We start from the raw sequence: 14,900 nt of genomic DNA, 5'->3' as shown, positions 1-14,900 counted from the left end.
TGACCATAAATGATAGCAAAGGCCCCGAGAACTTTTCGAAAATATGTTAGCACTATTAAGTAACTCAGTGTTTCTCATAATTTTTTAAAGACGTGCTGTACAAACTTACCGCTATTTCCGGCTAAATAAAACCGAATAAGGAAGCCGGGTGCAAGTTCATATGGGGTCTTGGCATTGAATAGAATCAAATGGGAATTTCAAAGCAACTTTTACTATCCAAATTTAGGTAGAAAATATGATTAATCTGAACAAGAGTTTGACGACGACTACTTTTAAACATTCGTTACTGGCAGCCAGTATTACGCTCATTTTAACCGCGTGTAATAGTGGTTCATCCAGCTCTGACAGCGCAGTTTCGGCTCCCTTGACACCATCTACACCAAAAACCAGTTTGTCAGGCACTGTGGCTGATGGCTACTTGGTTAATGCCACTGTATGTCTGGATCTTAATGAGAATAAGAAGTGTGATAGCGATGAGCCATCAACAATCAGTAATCAGGGAGGAACCTTCACGCTTTCTGGTGTCAATCAAGCTGATATTGATACCTATCCGCTGGTAGTAGAAGTCATTAAAAATTTGACTATCGATGAAGACCACCCTGAGCAACCAATCGATGGGGATTATTCGCTTACAGCCCCTGCCGGTTACACTTTTGTCAGCCCGTTAACTACGCTTGTGCAACAAGAAATCGAAGCGAACAAGGATGTCGAAGCGTATTCTGTTGAGGATGCAGAAGCCAGTGTCAAAATAAAGCTCGGCACTGATCTCGAGATGTCTACCGACTATGTAGCTGCTCAGAAAAATGACAGCACTGTTTCAGTACAGGAAAAAGAAGAATTCAAGCAACTGCACAAAGTTGCACAGGTGACGGCGACCGTATTGAAACAGAATCTTAAAGTTGTTGAGCAAGCGGTTCAAACTAGCGGGCAAAGTATCGATTTTGAACAAATAATGGATCTGGTCGTGGCACAAGTACTTGATGCCCTGGAAGCGATTAATGAGCAGGTTGAAAATAACGCCGAGGAACTAAGTGAATTTGATCCTCAAGACATTTTGACCGGCAACAATAATAGCTTGTCTGATGATCTGAGTTTTGATTCTGAGACGGTGGTTAATAAAATTGAGATCCGAGAGGCAGAGAAAGCAGCCAGCAGTGCAAACATGCTGGAGCTGGTTCAGACAGAAGGGGTTAACTGGTTTTACAGTGGCCGCCATGGCAGCACGCTTGAGGCGGCACATGGTACCTTTAAGCACATTCCTGCTACTGATAATACGCCAGCCAGTTCGGAAGAAACCGAGTACCGATATAATGCAAGCAGTAATGGTTTCATTGAAGACACTGATTCCGGTAGTGACGATGACTACCTGTTGACTTCAGCGGGTTGGGAAAAAATTCGCGAGCAAGAGGAAATCAGTATTAATGCTGATGGTACTATCTCTATTACTAACCCTAACGCGCCCGAGTACGCTGAATTGCTAGAAGCAACCACTTTTGATATTTCAGGCAAAAATATAGCACTGACATTAGACGGCTCCGCTGATGCCGGTTACTGGTCTGAATTCGTTACTCAGGATGCAGTCTTCCCAGACAGCGCAAAAGCCTTCAAGTTGAAGTTCACCACACTCAATGACACCTATGAAATCTGGAATGGCGATTGTGACGATCCGTCTTACGAGGTAAACGGTATGTGTAACAGCGTATGGTTAAACTCAGCAAATGGGCCGGCAGAATATTTAGAGCAGTTGTTATCCGAAACCGCTGCTGCAACAACTGATCCAAGTCAGATAAAAGGCCCTCAAGTGGCGTGGTTCAATAATGGGTCGATTGTTGCCGAGATGCTGATTGATGGCACGGTGAACTATTATGAGGTTAAGTACAACAACAGCAACAACAACTACTACTCATCGACGGCAGAGTTCTTGAAAATCGGAACTTGGCAAAACAAAATCGTTAATGGCGTGAAGATGTTTGTCCTTGAGTTGCCGACCAAAATTCTTGGCCTGGGTGATTACGATTATTACGAGCGCTTTATCTTATTAACCGAGTATCAAGGTGCGGTTCGACGCGGGGAATATATTCCTGCAGGCACTGTGGAACATGATGAATTAGCCTTTAATAAATCGGCCGCTGACAGCATTGTAGCTGCATTTAGTGATAGCTTGTTTGACGAGCTAGTCACCGAGTTTAACCAAGACACTTCTGATGGTAATGAAACACCAGATAACAGCGATCCTTCAACCCCGCAGCTGGAAACCTCACTACAACCCTGCACAGCAGGTGACTCAGGCTGGGACGATGTTAACGATCGGCCAACAACGTTTGCGACTAAAACGGATTATGACAATGTATTGGCATCTAACTGCACTACGAGCCTTTCGTTTGCTGCAGATAATATGGTGGGCAAAACCTTTATCTTTTCCGACGAGCCAACCGAGTCTATTTTCTTTGAAACTGATAGCAAGGCGCTGTTTACTTCTGTCGCTGATAACGGAACGGCTGAAAATAACGATATATCGTGGTCAGTTAATAGCGAAGGCCAGATAGAACTAAGCATATATTCGGCTGAGCCAGTTGCTAATCCCGAGATTGAGTTCAGGGCCGTACTCACACTGCTTGAATCCGCTACTAACGAGCTGTCAGTGAAATTCTATCATGAAGAGTCTGAGTGGTATTCTGGCGCGGTGATGGACGGAACCAAAGGCGAAATCTGGAGTGTAATTCTGGTTGAACAAGGGCCTAAATCGTAGTTAACGTCAAGTCTTGCAAACTGAGGCGTGTTAGTTAAGCTTGATAGAGCTCACAACCAGCCTAATAAAAAGTTGCATCTGTCGACCTCTTGATCACGAGTGGTGATCAAGAGGTTTTATAGCTGATAGCCTTCGGTGGTTTGTCGTTTTAACCATCTTTCCTATAATGTCTGCCGATGCTTAATTACATACAGGATGATCTTTGCTCGTCTCAGACAGTGAAAAACACTCGGTCGCCTGTGTTTCATGGCTCGGCTTGAAGATGATGCTCGAGAGCAAGGCTGTTAAAGGAATTGTTAGTACAATACCAATACTTCCCGCCAGCGCATGGATAATGCTCAAAGACATTATCGGCGTATTGATAAACTGTATAAGCGGCATATCCAGCCCCCATACCATCATGATGGTGGTGATGGAGCTTCCGGTAAACGCCAGAATCAGAGTATTGGTCATGGTTCCCATGATATCCCGCCCTATATTCATGCTTGCCAACATCAACTGACGCGGCGTCTGGTTAGGGTTTGCCTGTTGTAACTCGTTGTATGCAGAAGCAATAGAAATAGCCACATCCATCACCGCGCCTAGCGCCGAGATCATAATAGCGACGAACATTAACCAGCGAATCTGAATAGGCTGATCCGTCACTAAATACATCACATCTTCTCCCTTATCGAGATAAATGCCGGACAAGTGAGCCATCTCGCCAAACCACTGGGCCATGATGCCAGCACAGAGTACTCCCAGCAATGTTCCCAGCATTGCAGATGCGCTTTTCCGGTTATAACCCGCGACGAGGATAAAATTGACCACAATCTTAAGTGCCATCAATCCAACCGTCACCCAAATAGGACTGAATCCGGCAAAGATAGCAGGTATCAAGATACCGATGATCAGAGCGGCCGTGAAATAAAGGGAGACAATCGATTGCAAGCCTTCTCGTTTACCAAAGAGTAATAGCAAACCCACGAATACTGCCGTCATCCAGTAGATGGCCGTCGAGCGTTGATGATTAAAGGCCCAAAACAGTTGGCCATTAGGCGTTTCCCTGATCAGCATAATGAATTCGCCTCCCTCATTAGCCAACACGTTATGTTGACGACTTAAAGGGTTTTTAACCTCCACCACTTTGCCCTGCATAGGGCCATCTAGAATTTCAGCACTGAATTCCTGCCTTCCGGTCAAGATCGAAGGGGCGAGAGAATCTTTCGTCAATTCACTCTTCGTGATGGTCAGCACCTTGGCGTGAGCAAACTCCTGGCGGTATTTATTTGAAGGACGAAAGTCTTCGCTGATTTTGGGTGAAAAATAAAAAATCAGCGTGGACAGGATGACGATAATCAGAGAAAACGAATATTTTTTTATCATGATAGTTACGCGCTAATAGATAGAAAAAATGCAAGGTGCCTTTGTGCACCTTGCATTAGGTCTACGGACTCATTTACCAATAATTAATTGATACCTTTCACCATATAAGTAACCTTGTCAGGGTTAACTGGATCAAACTTGTAGCTACAACCCCAATTCAGCTCTTCACCAGTTGCGCTCGCATCCGCCTCAAAGGCTGGGTTAGCGTAATAAGTGGTGTCATCATTAACATTGACAGCTTTGCCAATACCCGGGTACTTCACGTTACTCGGATCAATGTGGATACAAACCTCTTTATTTTTCAGTTTATTCCACAAGACTTCACCAGCACCATCGTCATCACGGGTAGCAGCAATACCACGGCCTGCCTGCATCTGGTCAATACGCCAGTTGTCTGTTGTTTTCAAGTAATCGCCGGTTGAGCTCACTCCCTTGTTCTCACGAACAAATTCGGTGATCATATCGCGGATAGCATAGATAGGTTCATTGGTTGAATCGTAGAATTTATCTTCTTTTTTGACCCAGCCATTAGCAAGAGCCTGGCTGCCATAACGGTAGCTGTTCAGTGCCAGCTTATATTTGGCTGAAGCGTCGAACGGCTTGCCGTCGATTTCAACAATGCTGATTCGCTCACCAGCAGGCTTCGACAAGTCCACAGTGTAGTTGATAGCACCATCAAACTGATCGTAGTTATATGCCTTAACACTATTATTGAAAGAAATAGTGATATCGCCATCTTTGTAAGTATTGAAGTAGTTGTAAGACCACTCCATGTACTTCATCAGATTCTCACCAGTAATATTCACACCGACTAAAGTATTGTCGTACTTGTAGAGGTTAGTTGCGTCTTTCTTGGCAAAATCTTGACCATCACGCAGATTACTTGTGTCACTGAACAGTGAAGCAGCCGCAATAGTGGCGCCAGAATGGTCCAGCTGAATGTACTGGATCAGATCCATCAATGGTGAATCCTGCACTTTAGCTGCATGAATGGTACTGTACAGACGCACCGTGGTATCGGCATCCTCGAAGAAGTCTTCTTCCACTATCTCATCTGCACCACCCGTTGAGGTTGGGGTGAAATTACCCGAGATAGTACCAATAATCTCTTCGGCATCAGCCTTGGCCTTGTCATCGACATACTGGTATTTCGCAGCCAAATCAGCATCTTCTTCAACGTTCTTGGTAGAGATGTTGCTCAATGTAGTATCGACCAGCACCCATTTTCCGTCTGCATCTTTCTTCACCTTGATTTCGGTTTTCGCAAGGGCGGAACCCCACTTACCCGGTTCAATGATCTTCACTTTAGTCGCAGTGGCAGTTTCATCGAAGACGCCTGATAGCGCCTTATCTTCATCACTATGGCTATTTTTGCTGATGTCTTTACCTTCAGCTTTGCCCATAGTAACTTCTTCGATATAGGTCGCATGCTCGTGGCCTGCCATAATGACATCAAACTTGTCAGCCAGAGCAGAAGCGATACCGTATACCCCCATTCCGCCATCGGTGCGACCTAAGTGCAAGGCACCGACAACAATGTCTGGATTATGGGCAGCGGTCACTTCTTCAACCGCAGCCGTTGCCGCTTTCAATTCCTCTTCAAAATTCAGGCCAGCAAAATGTTCAGGGGCAGAGGCTTCCCAGTTAGGCACATAGGAAGGAGTCAAGCCAATGATGGCAACCTTACAGCCATTGACGTTGTAAATTTGGTAGCTGCGCAGGTAATTGTTGCCGTTGCTCGCCCATTTGATGCTGCTGGAGATAACAGCACCATCAAAGTTTTCTAGATTACGATCGATAAATGAACGGTCAAAGTTGAATTCGTGGTTACCCGGTACCCAGAGGTCATAATTAAGGCTATTTAGAGTATCGATCATAGGGTGGCTAGGCTGATCGTTGAATAGCTGGGCTGAGTTACCTTGTACCGTATCACCGATATCAATTAGGATCATATTCGGGTGATTTTCTCTCTCCTTCTTCAGGAGAGTGGAGATACGGGTTAGGCCTGCATCGCTATCCTCGGTGCCCAACGCATAATCGTAGCCGAAGACTCGACCGTGCAGGTCGGAGGTGGCGCCAATAACAATGGATTGCTCCGTTAGCTCGCTGTTTTCGCCCTTGATTACTACTTCTGGTGTATTAATCAGAGTTAAACCTTGTTTAACACTGGTAGTTGTGGTGGTGTTTTTATTGGGTGCGTTATTGCTAGTGGTCGTGTTGTTATCATCGGAATTACACCCGGTTAATGCGACTGCAATAGCCAGGCACACCAAATTGCGCTTATATATTTTCATTTGTTTGCTCTTTTAAATTATTGATTTTTTTGCTGTAGGGTTTTTACTCTAGAATTCTATATTGACGACATTAGAAGTTACTGCTTCCTGCATCACATTTCTAAATATATAAAAAATTAAAACCATGAAAAGCAGAAAATAAAAACGGATACAAACCAGGTGTTTACATATATAATATTATCCGTAATAGTGACGCAATCGTTTTCTATCGGGTTTTTATTTCTTTTATCTTTGCTTTTAACAAAGTATTAATGTTTTTGCTCAATATAATCCAAAAAACAATTAAATTATAAATATTAGGATTTAATAATCGTCCTCAGAAAATGAATATTAATATGGACAGATAGGACTTCCAGCATCAGCGATTGTAAGTCTGCGATAAAAGCTATGATGTATTGTGAATCTGCTCTAGATCATCATCACTCGTTACAGCCAACTGCGAGTAAGATTCCTATTTCTTTGAGGTATATCGAGTACAACTTCTTTGAACGCATGGATCGGACGATAGAGAATATTCAATAAATACAAACTGAGGCGTGTTAGTTAAGCTTGATAGAGCTCACAAACCACCCTAATAAAAAGTTGCATCTGTCGACCTCTTGATCACGAGTGGTGATCAAGAGGTTTTATAGCTGATAGCCTTCGGGGTAAATTAATACTTCAATGCTACTGGTGAAAATGAGATATTTCTATCAGGTTTGATTTGTTTCTTTGCTTTGAAGAATTTCCGTCTTATTGCAATCTGAATTTACTGACAACAGATTTTAACTGACTGTTTGCCGCAGCAAGATTGATGGTTTCATTGGATGTTTCTTCGCCATTCGCAGATAACTCACACACAATTTCTCGAATAGTTGCCATATTACGGGTGATCTCACCAGTGACTGAGCTCTGTTCTTCGGCTGCGGTAGCAATATGCGTGCTTAGGTCATTGATATGAATGACTGACTGGACGATTATATCGAGATCATTAGCCACCAAATTAGAATTCTCTGCTGTTTTTTCGCATGTTGACTTTGTGAGTTCCATTGCGCCAATTGCGGCAGTTGATCCTTTGCGCAGTTTTTCCAGTGTTTGTTCAATCTCTGCAGTACTGGCCTGTGTTCTGGACGCAAGTGTCCTGACTTCATCAGCGACAACGGCAAAACCTCTACCTTGTTCGCCTGCACGAGCGGCTTCTATGGCGGCATTCAAAGCAAGTAAATTTGTTTGATCGGCGATTCCGCCGATGACTGTCAGCACGTTAGTTATCTCCAAGGTGTCCTGGCCGATTTCTGTAATATTGACAGAAGTATTTTCGACTTCCTTGACCAGTTGAGAAACAGTGGTTGTTGCTTCGGCAACGACATTTTTCGACTCAGTAACTTGCGTGGTTGCACGATGGGTAAATTGCGACGCTTCAGATGCGTTACTCGCTACTTCACTTGCAGTGGCACTCATCTCTTCAATAGCGGCAACGATTTGCTCCGTTTCTGATGAGTGAGCCGTCAATACTTTGTTATTTGCATCTGTCTGACTTTTAAGATGATCGACGCTGCGAGAAATATGATCTGAAGACTGTGAGACTTCCAACATCAGAGATTGTAAGTTTGCGATAAAGGCATTGATACACTGTGAAATCTGCCCGAGATCATCATCACTTGTTACTGGTAATCTGCGAGTAAGATCGCCATTCCCTTGTGATAAATCGAGTACAACTTCTTTGAGCGAAAGAATTGGACGATAGAGAACATTTAATACTGCAACGATAAGAAAAGCTGTGACAGATAACATAACCACTGAGGATATAATCGCACTGGTCAGCGCATCATTGACAGCCGTATAGGCGATTGACTTATCCATACCAATAACAAGATACCATTTATGGCCGTTAATTAGTTTTAACTCTTTGGTAAAAGATAATTTATCTACGCCGTTAAGCGTATAAGGTAATGTGCTCTCGTCTTGAGATTGCATGACACGCTGTACATCGGCCATTCCAATATCGGCAAGTCGAGTTCCTATAGTGAGTTTGGATGAATTGGAAGCTAATGCTTTTCCTGTGCCATCGACAATGGTCGCGACGGCACCCGGGAAATTGATATTTTTGACATTTTTGGTCAGAACATCGAGTTCAATATCCCCCAAGATCACGCCATCGGCAACTTTCTTCACCACAGAAATGACGTAGTTCCCTGTTGTTGAATCTGGGTAGATATCAGTCAGGTCTAAGCCATTTGCAGATTTTGCCTGTTGATACCAAGGGCGCGTGCGGGGATCATACAGGTTAGGATTTGCAATACCATCAACCCAAACTGCGCCTGCTATGGTCGAATATGCACGGCCATTATCAAAACCGTAAAGTACCGCAGTTAGGCCACTGGTACTTTTCGTCAATTTTGCTGTTTCAAGATAGCGTTCACTCGGCAGGCCTGGTTGATAATGATTTGCCAATGAATCTACGGCGTTAATTTTACCCTGAAACCATGTTTCAATTTTATTGGCTTCGTACCGGACAGTGGAAAGTGATTGGGTATTGACGCTCTGAATTGTGCTATCTCTGAGATGAACGTAAGACAGCCAGTTAGCTACGAGCAAACACGCAGTTACTAATATAATTATCGAGGCTAATATCGTGTTTTTAAAACCGAGGGTTTTCATTGATTTTCCTTGTACATAACATTTATGCCGATGTGGCATTTTTCGAGGCATTGAATATGCGCTGTGTTACTGCGCATGAAATTGTATACCTCGGCAGAATTCAATAATTTGTCTGCTGTCATATAACGCTGGATAATGTTGGGCGAAAACTTTATTAATAGATTGATCATTAAAGTGTTTTTTTTTGAGAAATTGTTTTTACTGCAAGGCTACCGGGTGCTTTTACCTTTGAAATATGCTGTCACCGTGGTTAATGTACAGGACGGTAGTTTCGCTAATGTATCCCTTCAACCTGCTCTTTACTGAGCTCGTTTCGATTACCAGTCGATTCACCATCCAGCCAATACTTATTGGGTGATAAGATATTATTCGGAACCATAGTCTGTTTAAGCTTCTTCAATAGTGCCAGATGAGGTACTTGCGGTGCGGGCAGAAGCCTGTGGTGATCAATTCACGAGCTAGCTTTTGCTAAAAGGCCGCGGCCTTATGAACTTAGTTTATCGGATACAAAAAAGGCGCTAATTAGCGCCTTTTTGTTGCTATTTCGATATGAAAAGCGATTACATCTTTTTACAGTATGCTGCGATAATGACCATATTGGTACCCGCAGCCTTACCTGTAATGTGTAGTGGGTTATTGGTTAGTCTGATGCCTCGAACCGCAGTACCTTGCTTAACCACTAGGCTAGAACCTTTTACTGGCAGATCTTTGATGATGGTAACGTTGTCACCAGCCTGTAGTGCAACACCGTTTACATCCAGTGTTTGTACAGAATCGAGTTCTTCGGCAGCAATGCCTTTTTCAGCCCACTCAATCACGTCTTCTTCTAGATACAGCATATCCAGCAGATCTTGTGCCCACGTTTCAGCAGAAAGGCGTTTCAGCATACGGTAAGCCATAACCTGAACCGCAGGTACTTGGCTCCACATGCTATCGTTCAGGCAGCGCCAGTGATTCTGCTCCATAGTATCAGCATCTTCAATTTGACTACGGCAAGTGCCACAGACCATTACACAGCTGCCAGCAGTTGTATCAGGAGAAGCCGGCACTTCATATACGCTCAGGTTGTCTTCAGATGAACAAAGTTCACATTTAGCGTCAGCGCGCTGCTTAACGATATTTTCGATAGTCATAAGGGTGTGTCCGTAGAATTGTTGTGGCGATATTATGCCAGTATTTCTTGATAAATAAAGAAAGCTGGCCTTAGATCACGGTTATCTAGAGTATTCTAAACCGTATAATTGAGGGCATTGAGCATTTAGCGGCTGTTTGACAATAAATTTTCACTTAGCGGTTTGATGTGAAAATCACACTAACGCCATGATATTAAGCAATATTATTTAAGTTCGCGTTGGAGGTTTTTCACTGCAATATCAGTGTTGATTGATTTTTAAGCACAAAAAAACATCGGGTGTTTTTGTCGATGCAGTGGTGATTTCTTGTCAAATGCTCGCTAATATTATTCATAAAGCATTGTATGGATAAATAAATTATAAAGAAGAGGGGATTTATGAAAAAAGCAGTAGCTTTGTTTGCGTTGCTGGCTTTGGTCGGCTGTGATGAAGATGATGTGAAAGATATTCTTCAAGGCAAAACCACCGTGTTTGCGGTGTCAGATGTGACAGTGAATGGGTCTGGTAGCGTGCCTGTTGGTAATTATAAAGTTAGTGAAATAACACCTGAATTACAGAGTTTGATCCCTGAAGGTTTCCCTGATGGAACTGAAGCGGATCTTGATAATGCCGGGATCGGTACAGATGGAACCTCTTGCGGTCAAATTGTTGTAGCTGATGAGCTCTGTTTTGAAAAAGATAACCCGAATAGCTGTGTACCAAGTGATGTTACAAAGTTAGGATTGGCAGTATATAAAATTGACCTTAGTGACATAAAAACCGCCGCTAATTTAGATTTCTATCCAACACTCGCAGCAGAGTTGGGTGGGTTATTCGTGCAAATAGAGTATGAAGATATAAATTGCTCAGCATTAAATTAATCTTGCAACAATTAGTTTTCACATAAGAAGCCATATCAGGTGTGGTTTGTTACCGGTTTGGATAAATGTGAGTAATTTAACTGTATGATTTGTATTGAGTAAGACCAATATATATTTAAATGAACCCAATCGCATTTTAGTGTATCGACCTTCTTTCTATAATTTGTTCTGTGCTTATATAGCCAAATCACCTCAGATGCAGAGTTCGGTATGGATTGGAAAAATGCTGTACATATAAGCCAGAGTATAAGCAAAGCAGTATTGAGTGTTTATTGTTTAGCAGGGGCAGTTAATAGTAATGCAAATGATGTGACGCCATATGTGGTCGGCGGTAGTGAAGTGGCATTCGGCGAACAAAATTGGATGGTGACGCTACGGGCTAATCAAGTTAATGAAGCTCCATTTTGCGGTGGTACCGTTATCGATGATAATTGGGTATTAACGGCTGCGCATTGCGTAGTCATTGGTGGCAAAGACGCTACCGATGCAAGCAGTTATTATGTACTGCAGCCTAATCGCATAACGATTGTTGCCGGTGTGACTGATTTAGAACAAACCGGAGTTAAACATTCTTACCCTGTTTCACATGTTATCATTCATCCTGATTACACACCGTTCGATAGACAGATTGTTTATGAAGAAGCAGACGGAACAACAGTGTCTGAACTGGTTCATACAGCGCTTAATAATGACCTGGCCCTGCTAAGAGTTAGTCGTGCTTTTGATGATACGATTACACCCATCGCACTGGCTGATAGGGCCGGTGCTGAGCAAATAGACGCGATATTAAAATCCCAATGGCGTGAAGAGTTACGGCCAAAGAATGTGATAGTCTCGGGATGGGGAGCGATTGATCCCGCCGGTACTTCTCAATCAACAATTTTAAAACAAGCTGAATTATCATTTGTACCGGTTGATGAATGTTATAAGCGCCTAGAAACTGGCAATGATGCCCTATTAATTATCGATAGCCCTGCTAATATAACCAAAGTGTGTACATTACCGCCTGAGGTGTTAACCCCCGGTGGTTTTGTCGGTGCTGATTCTTGTAAAGGTGACAGCGGTGGTCCGCTGAGAGCCCAGAATCATTACGGTGAATGGGTTCAGCATGGTATTGTAAGTGGCGGACCCGGTGGCCTCCCTGTTTGTGGTTCTCTAAATCGCCCTAGCTTTTATACTCGTGTTGGCACTTATTATGACTGGATCCAGTCATACATGGGGACGGTGCCAGCAAACTCGGTTGAGGGGCCTGATATTATGAAGAAAAATTGTAATTCAGGCTCTGGCGGGGTTACAGCCACTAACTGCGAGATGATTGATGGTGGCGGTGGATCTATATCATGGCATTGGCTGCTGATGTTACTGTTACCAGCAGTATGGCGATGTAGGGGCCAAGATAGAAAGAGTTAATCCACAGGCAGCGTTAACTAAAAGTAAAAGAATCCATGCGGACCTCTGTGCTTGGGAATAGACCGGGAATTGAAAACGGAGGCGGTTTAAGTGCCTCCTTTTTATTGTTCCTACATCCAGAATGCCATTAGCGATTTTCCATTTCAGTGTTTGTATAGCGCGGGCTTTTACATCCTCAACTGATAAAAATACTGCGCCCTTTGGTTTTTATTAAATCGTACAAAATCTGCGGTTAATGTGCTTGCAGAGGTAAACGAGTCGACATTTATCACGAAAGAAACGGCATGCTGTAATGACCTGTGGGTAACTGTGAATATCATCGTTATCCACAGAAGCTGTGCATAACTCTGTGGGAAATGCTTCAAGACTAGAAATCATGCTGACTCCAGTAAAGTCAATAGATTATAGGTGAAATCTGTAGATAACAATCGCGATTTTGATTTACTACAACTATTGAAAAAAGCTTTAGCATCAAAGGAATAAAAGATCCGTTACGTAATCTCATTTTCCAGCCAACTGGCGAATTCAAACAACTCATGCTGGCTTTCACCGAAGTCGACCATCATGTTACAAATTACTGGCATGACCGATTTAGCCTGATAGGGGTAACCAATCATTCTGTCGCAAAAGGTGTTGAACAGAACGCGGAGTTGGTTAGTACAATGGCAGTGAATATAGGCAATTGTGCCTTTAATTACGGTGAGTTCCAATTTGATTGTTCCCCACGTAAAACGACCATTCAGCTGTCGATGAAATGAAGGAGACTGACCATAATTCCAGTCCCAGCTTGAAATAAGGTGGAGCTTTGTTCCCAACCCCGGTAAATCAGGTAGAGGGTTTATATTGAGTCTTCTTTCTTGTGGCATGACGGTAAAGTGCTCACTACAAGCGCTGGCCAAGGCTCTTTCGATGGCTTCATGTTGAATAAGGGGATTTGATTCGCAGAGATTGCCGTATTTACTGATAACTGAAGAGGTTTCATTGTCATTCGTACCTTGCCGCTGCATGAACTCATCGACCGCTGATAACTCAGCTTGTACTCTGATAGTGCAATGCTGCATGAAGTTGCCATTAACAATGCTAGTCGCAGTATTTGATATTTTTTTCTTTCCAATCACAATTTCGTTGTTTTCATTGCATTCTGCGTTGATCTTAAGCTTATCTATTAAGATCGTGAGAATATCTTTTACCACTGCGGTATTGATGTCGTTTGCATTTCCCATGAGTGAAAAATTGGTATGGCCGGGATCTTGATAAATAGCACCACCATAAGTAAGGCGACGAACAATGCTCAGGCTCTTCCGGTGAACATTTTGGGTATTACATACTAACCACGGGTTCTGATCTTTGCCTATGTTGACTGATGAGCGGTTACGCCAGACTAACAAAACGCATTGACCAGGAGAGAGGGAATTAAACAACACGTCTTCAACCGCCTGGTTAAACCACGGATTGGTTGATTGTGATGAGTAGCTATGTAATTCCATCGGGTATGCCTATAAAACCATACAAAGCTGACGATTATACCCTCAGTGCTAACTGTTGCATATTGATTTTTCATGCACAAATGGTGGATTTATCGCTGGCTGCGTGCGGTGGACTATCAATTCGGGTTAATAGTCAACCAAGTGGGAATGAGATTTATTCTTGCCCTTGAAATATACAGCGCTCATCAATTAGAATGAGAATTGTTTTTATTAAGGCGTGTTTATTGTGTCCCACATTCTTGTCGTTGATGATGATATCCAGCTTTGCGAACTATTACATGAGGTCTTAAGTGAAGAAGGCTATGATGTCCACTGTGTGTACTGTGGCGAGAGTGCATTGACATACATGCAGGAGCATGCCGTTGACCTGGTTTTGCTTGATGTAATGCTACCGAATCTTAATGGTATGCAAGTGGCTCGTCGTATTTGTCAGCGCTTTGCAACGCCTATTCTGATGTTAACGGCATTGGGGGATGAAACCTCTTTGCTAGATGGCCTCGAGGCGGGTGCAGATCAATATGTCGCCAAACCATTTCGGGTGCCTGAATTGTTAGGGCGTATTAGGGCTATATGGCGAAGAGTCGGGTTAGAACGACAACGGCAGAGCCTTAATTGCTATCAGACTGAACTGTCGCAGCAGATTTCACGCTTGCCTTTGACTGGAACAGAAGCTGAACTATTGGATTTTTTGATTAAACATCACGGTATGGTGGTTGCAAAAGCGGAACTGCAAAAGGAAGTCCTGAAAAAAGAACTGAGCCCGTTTGACCGAAATCTTGATATGCATATCAGTAATATTCGCCGAAAAATGGTGCAGTCTGGCTTATCAAAGCAGCATATAAAGACAATTCGGGGAAAAGGATACAGTTTTATGGAAACCGCTGGGGCAGGCTAGGCTGATATCCCCAAATGACTTTAAGATGCAGAGTTCAGTGAGCACCCAGAGGTCATTTGGGTATACT

Annotated in this window: 9 protein-coding genes; 4 read left to right on the top strand and 5 right to left on the bottom strand. The window is 43.2% G+C overall.

Going from position 1 to position 14,900, the window contains the following annotated elements; all coding sequences use genetic code 11:
• Positions 1–235: 235 nt before the first annotated feature.
• Positions 236–2,749, top strand: a complete 2,514-nt coding sequence (locus C9I89_RS03030; RefSeq protein WP_107281887.1) for a hypothetical protein — start codon at positions 236–238, stop codon at positions 2,747–2,749.
• Between the two features lie 180 nt (positions 2,750–2,929).
• On the opposite strand, the gene C9I89_RS03025 is transcribed toward C9I89_RS03030, so the two are convergent.
• From C9I89_RS03025 to C9I89_RS03010, 4 genes are all read right to left on the bottom strand, one after another.
• A complete protein-coding gene (locus C9I89_RS03025; RefSeq protein ID WP_107281886.1) occupies positions 2,930–4,114 on the bottom strand; it encodes a YibE/F family protein in 1,185 nt (394 codons plus the stop codon).
• Positions 4,115–4,197: 83 nt separating this feature from the next.
• On the bottom strand, positions 4,198–6,408 hold the full coding sequence (locus C9I89_RS03020) for a bifunctional metallophosphatase/5'-nucleotidase (RefSeq protein WP_107281885.1): 2,211 nt from the start codon (positions 6,406–6,408) through the stop codon (positions 4,198–4,200).
• Between the two features lie 732 nt (positions 6,409–7,140).
• Positions 7,141–9,048, bottom strand: coding sequence for a methyl-accepting chemotaxis protein (locus C9I89_RS03015; protein ID WP_107281884.1), 1,908 nt, complete (start codon positions 9,046–9,048; stop codon positions 7,141–7,143).
• A gap of 560 nt (positions 9,049–9,608) precedes the next feature.
• Positions 9,609–10,181: a PhnA domain-containing protein gene (locus C9I89_RS03010; RefSeq protein WP_107281883.1), complete on the bottom strand. Its 573-nt coding sequence runs from the start codon at positions 10,179–10,181 to the stop codon at positions 9,609–9,611.
• 377 nt (positions 10,182–10,558) lie between these two features.
• Here C9I89_RS03010 and C9I89_RS03005 point away from each other — a divergent pair, with 377 nt between their 5' ends.
• Complete coding sequence (locus tag C9I89_RS03005; RefSeq protein WP_107281882.1) at positions 10,559–11,041, top strand: hypothetical protein; 483 nt, start codon at positions 10,559–10,561, stop codon at positions 11,039–11,041.
• A gap of 210 nt (positions 11,042–11,251) precedes the next feature.
• Positions 11,252–12,451 (top strand): S1 family peptidase, encoded by a 1,200-nt coding sequence (locus C9I89_RS03000; protein ID WP_107281881.1) that lies wholly within the window; start codon positions 11,252–11,254, stop codon positions 12,449–12,451.
• 491 nt (positions 12,452–12,942) lie between these two features.
• On the opposite strand, the gene C9I89_RS02995 is transcribed toward C9I89_RS03000, so the two are convergent.
• Positions 12,943–13,938, bottom strand: coding sequence for a lipoyl protein ligase domain-containing protein (locus tag C9I89_RS02995; RefSeq protein WP_107281880.1), 996 nt, complete (start codon positions 13,936–13,938; stop codon positions 12,943–12,945).
• A gap of 226 nt (positions 13,939–14,164) precedes the next feature.
• Here C9I89_RS02995 and C9I89_RS02990 point away from each other — a divergent pair, with 226 nt between their 5' ends.
• Positions 14,165–14,833: a response regulator transcription factor gene (locus tag C9I89_RS02990; RefSeq protein WP_107281879.1), complete on the top strand. Its 669-nt coding sequence runs from the start codon at positions 14,165–14,167 to the stop codon at positions 14,831–14,833.
• Positions 14,834–14,900: the final 67 nt, after the last annotated feature.

Source organism: Photobacterium lipolyticum (assembly GCF_003026475.1).
Taxonomy (GTDB): domain Bacteria; phylum Pseudomonadota; class Gammaproteobacteria; order Enterobacterales; family Vibrionaceae; genus Photobacterium; species Photobacterium lipolyticum.
The sequence above is the reverse complement of the archived record's forward strand: the minus strand, read 5'-3'. Positions and strand labels throughout refer to the sequence as shown.

Bases quoted from the DNA above. Each gene is read 5' to 3' on its own strand.
- C9I89_RS03015 (WP_107281884.1), bottom strand. From the start codon at position 9,048: ATGAAAACCCTCGGTTTTAAAAACACGATATTAGCCTCGATAATTATA.
- C9I89_RS03005 (WP_107281882.1), top strand. From the start codon at position 10,559: ATGAAAAAAGCAGTAGCTTTGTTTGCGTTGCTGGCTTTGGTCGGCTGT.
- C9I89_RS02995 (WP_107281880.1), bottom strand. From the start codon at position 13,938: ATGGAATTACATAGCTACTCATCACAATCAACCAATCCGTGGTTTAAC.
- C9I89_RS03000 (WP_107281881.1), top strand. From the start codon at position 11,252: ATGGATTGGAAAAATGCTGTACATATAAGCCAGAGTATAAGCAAAGCA.
- C9I89_RS03010 (WP_107281883.1), bottom strand. From the start codon at position 10,181: ATGACTATCGAAAATATCGTTAAGCAGCGCGCTGACGCTAAATGTGAA.
- C9I89_RS03025 (WP_107281886.1), bottom strand. From the start codon at position 4,114: ATGATAAAAAAATATTCGTTTTCTCTGATTATCGTCATCCTGTCCACG.
- C9I89_RS03020 (WP_107281885.1), bottom strand. From the start codon at position 6,408: ATGAAAATATATAAGCGCAATTTGGTGTGCCTGGCTATTGCAGTCGCA.
- C9I89_RS03030 (WP_107281887.1), top strand. From the start codon at position 236: ATGATTAATCTGAACAAGAGTTTGACGACGACTACTTTTAAACATTCG.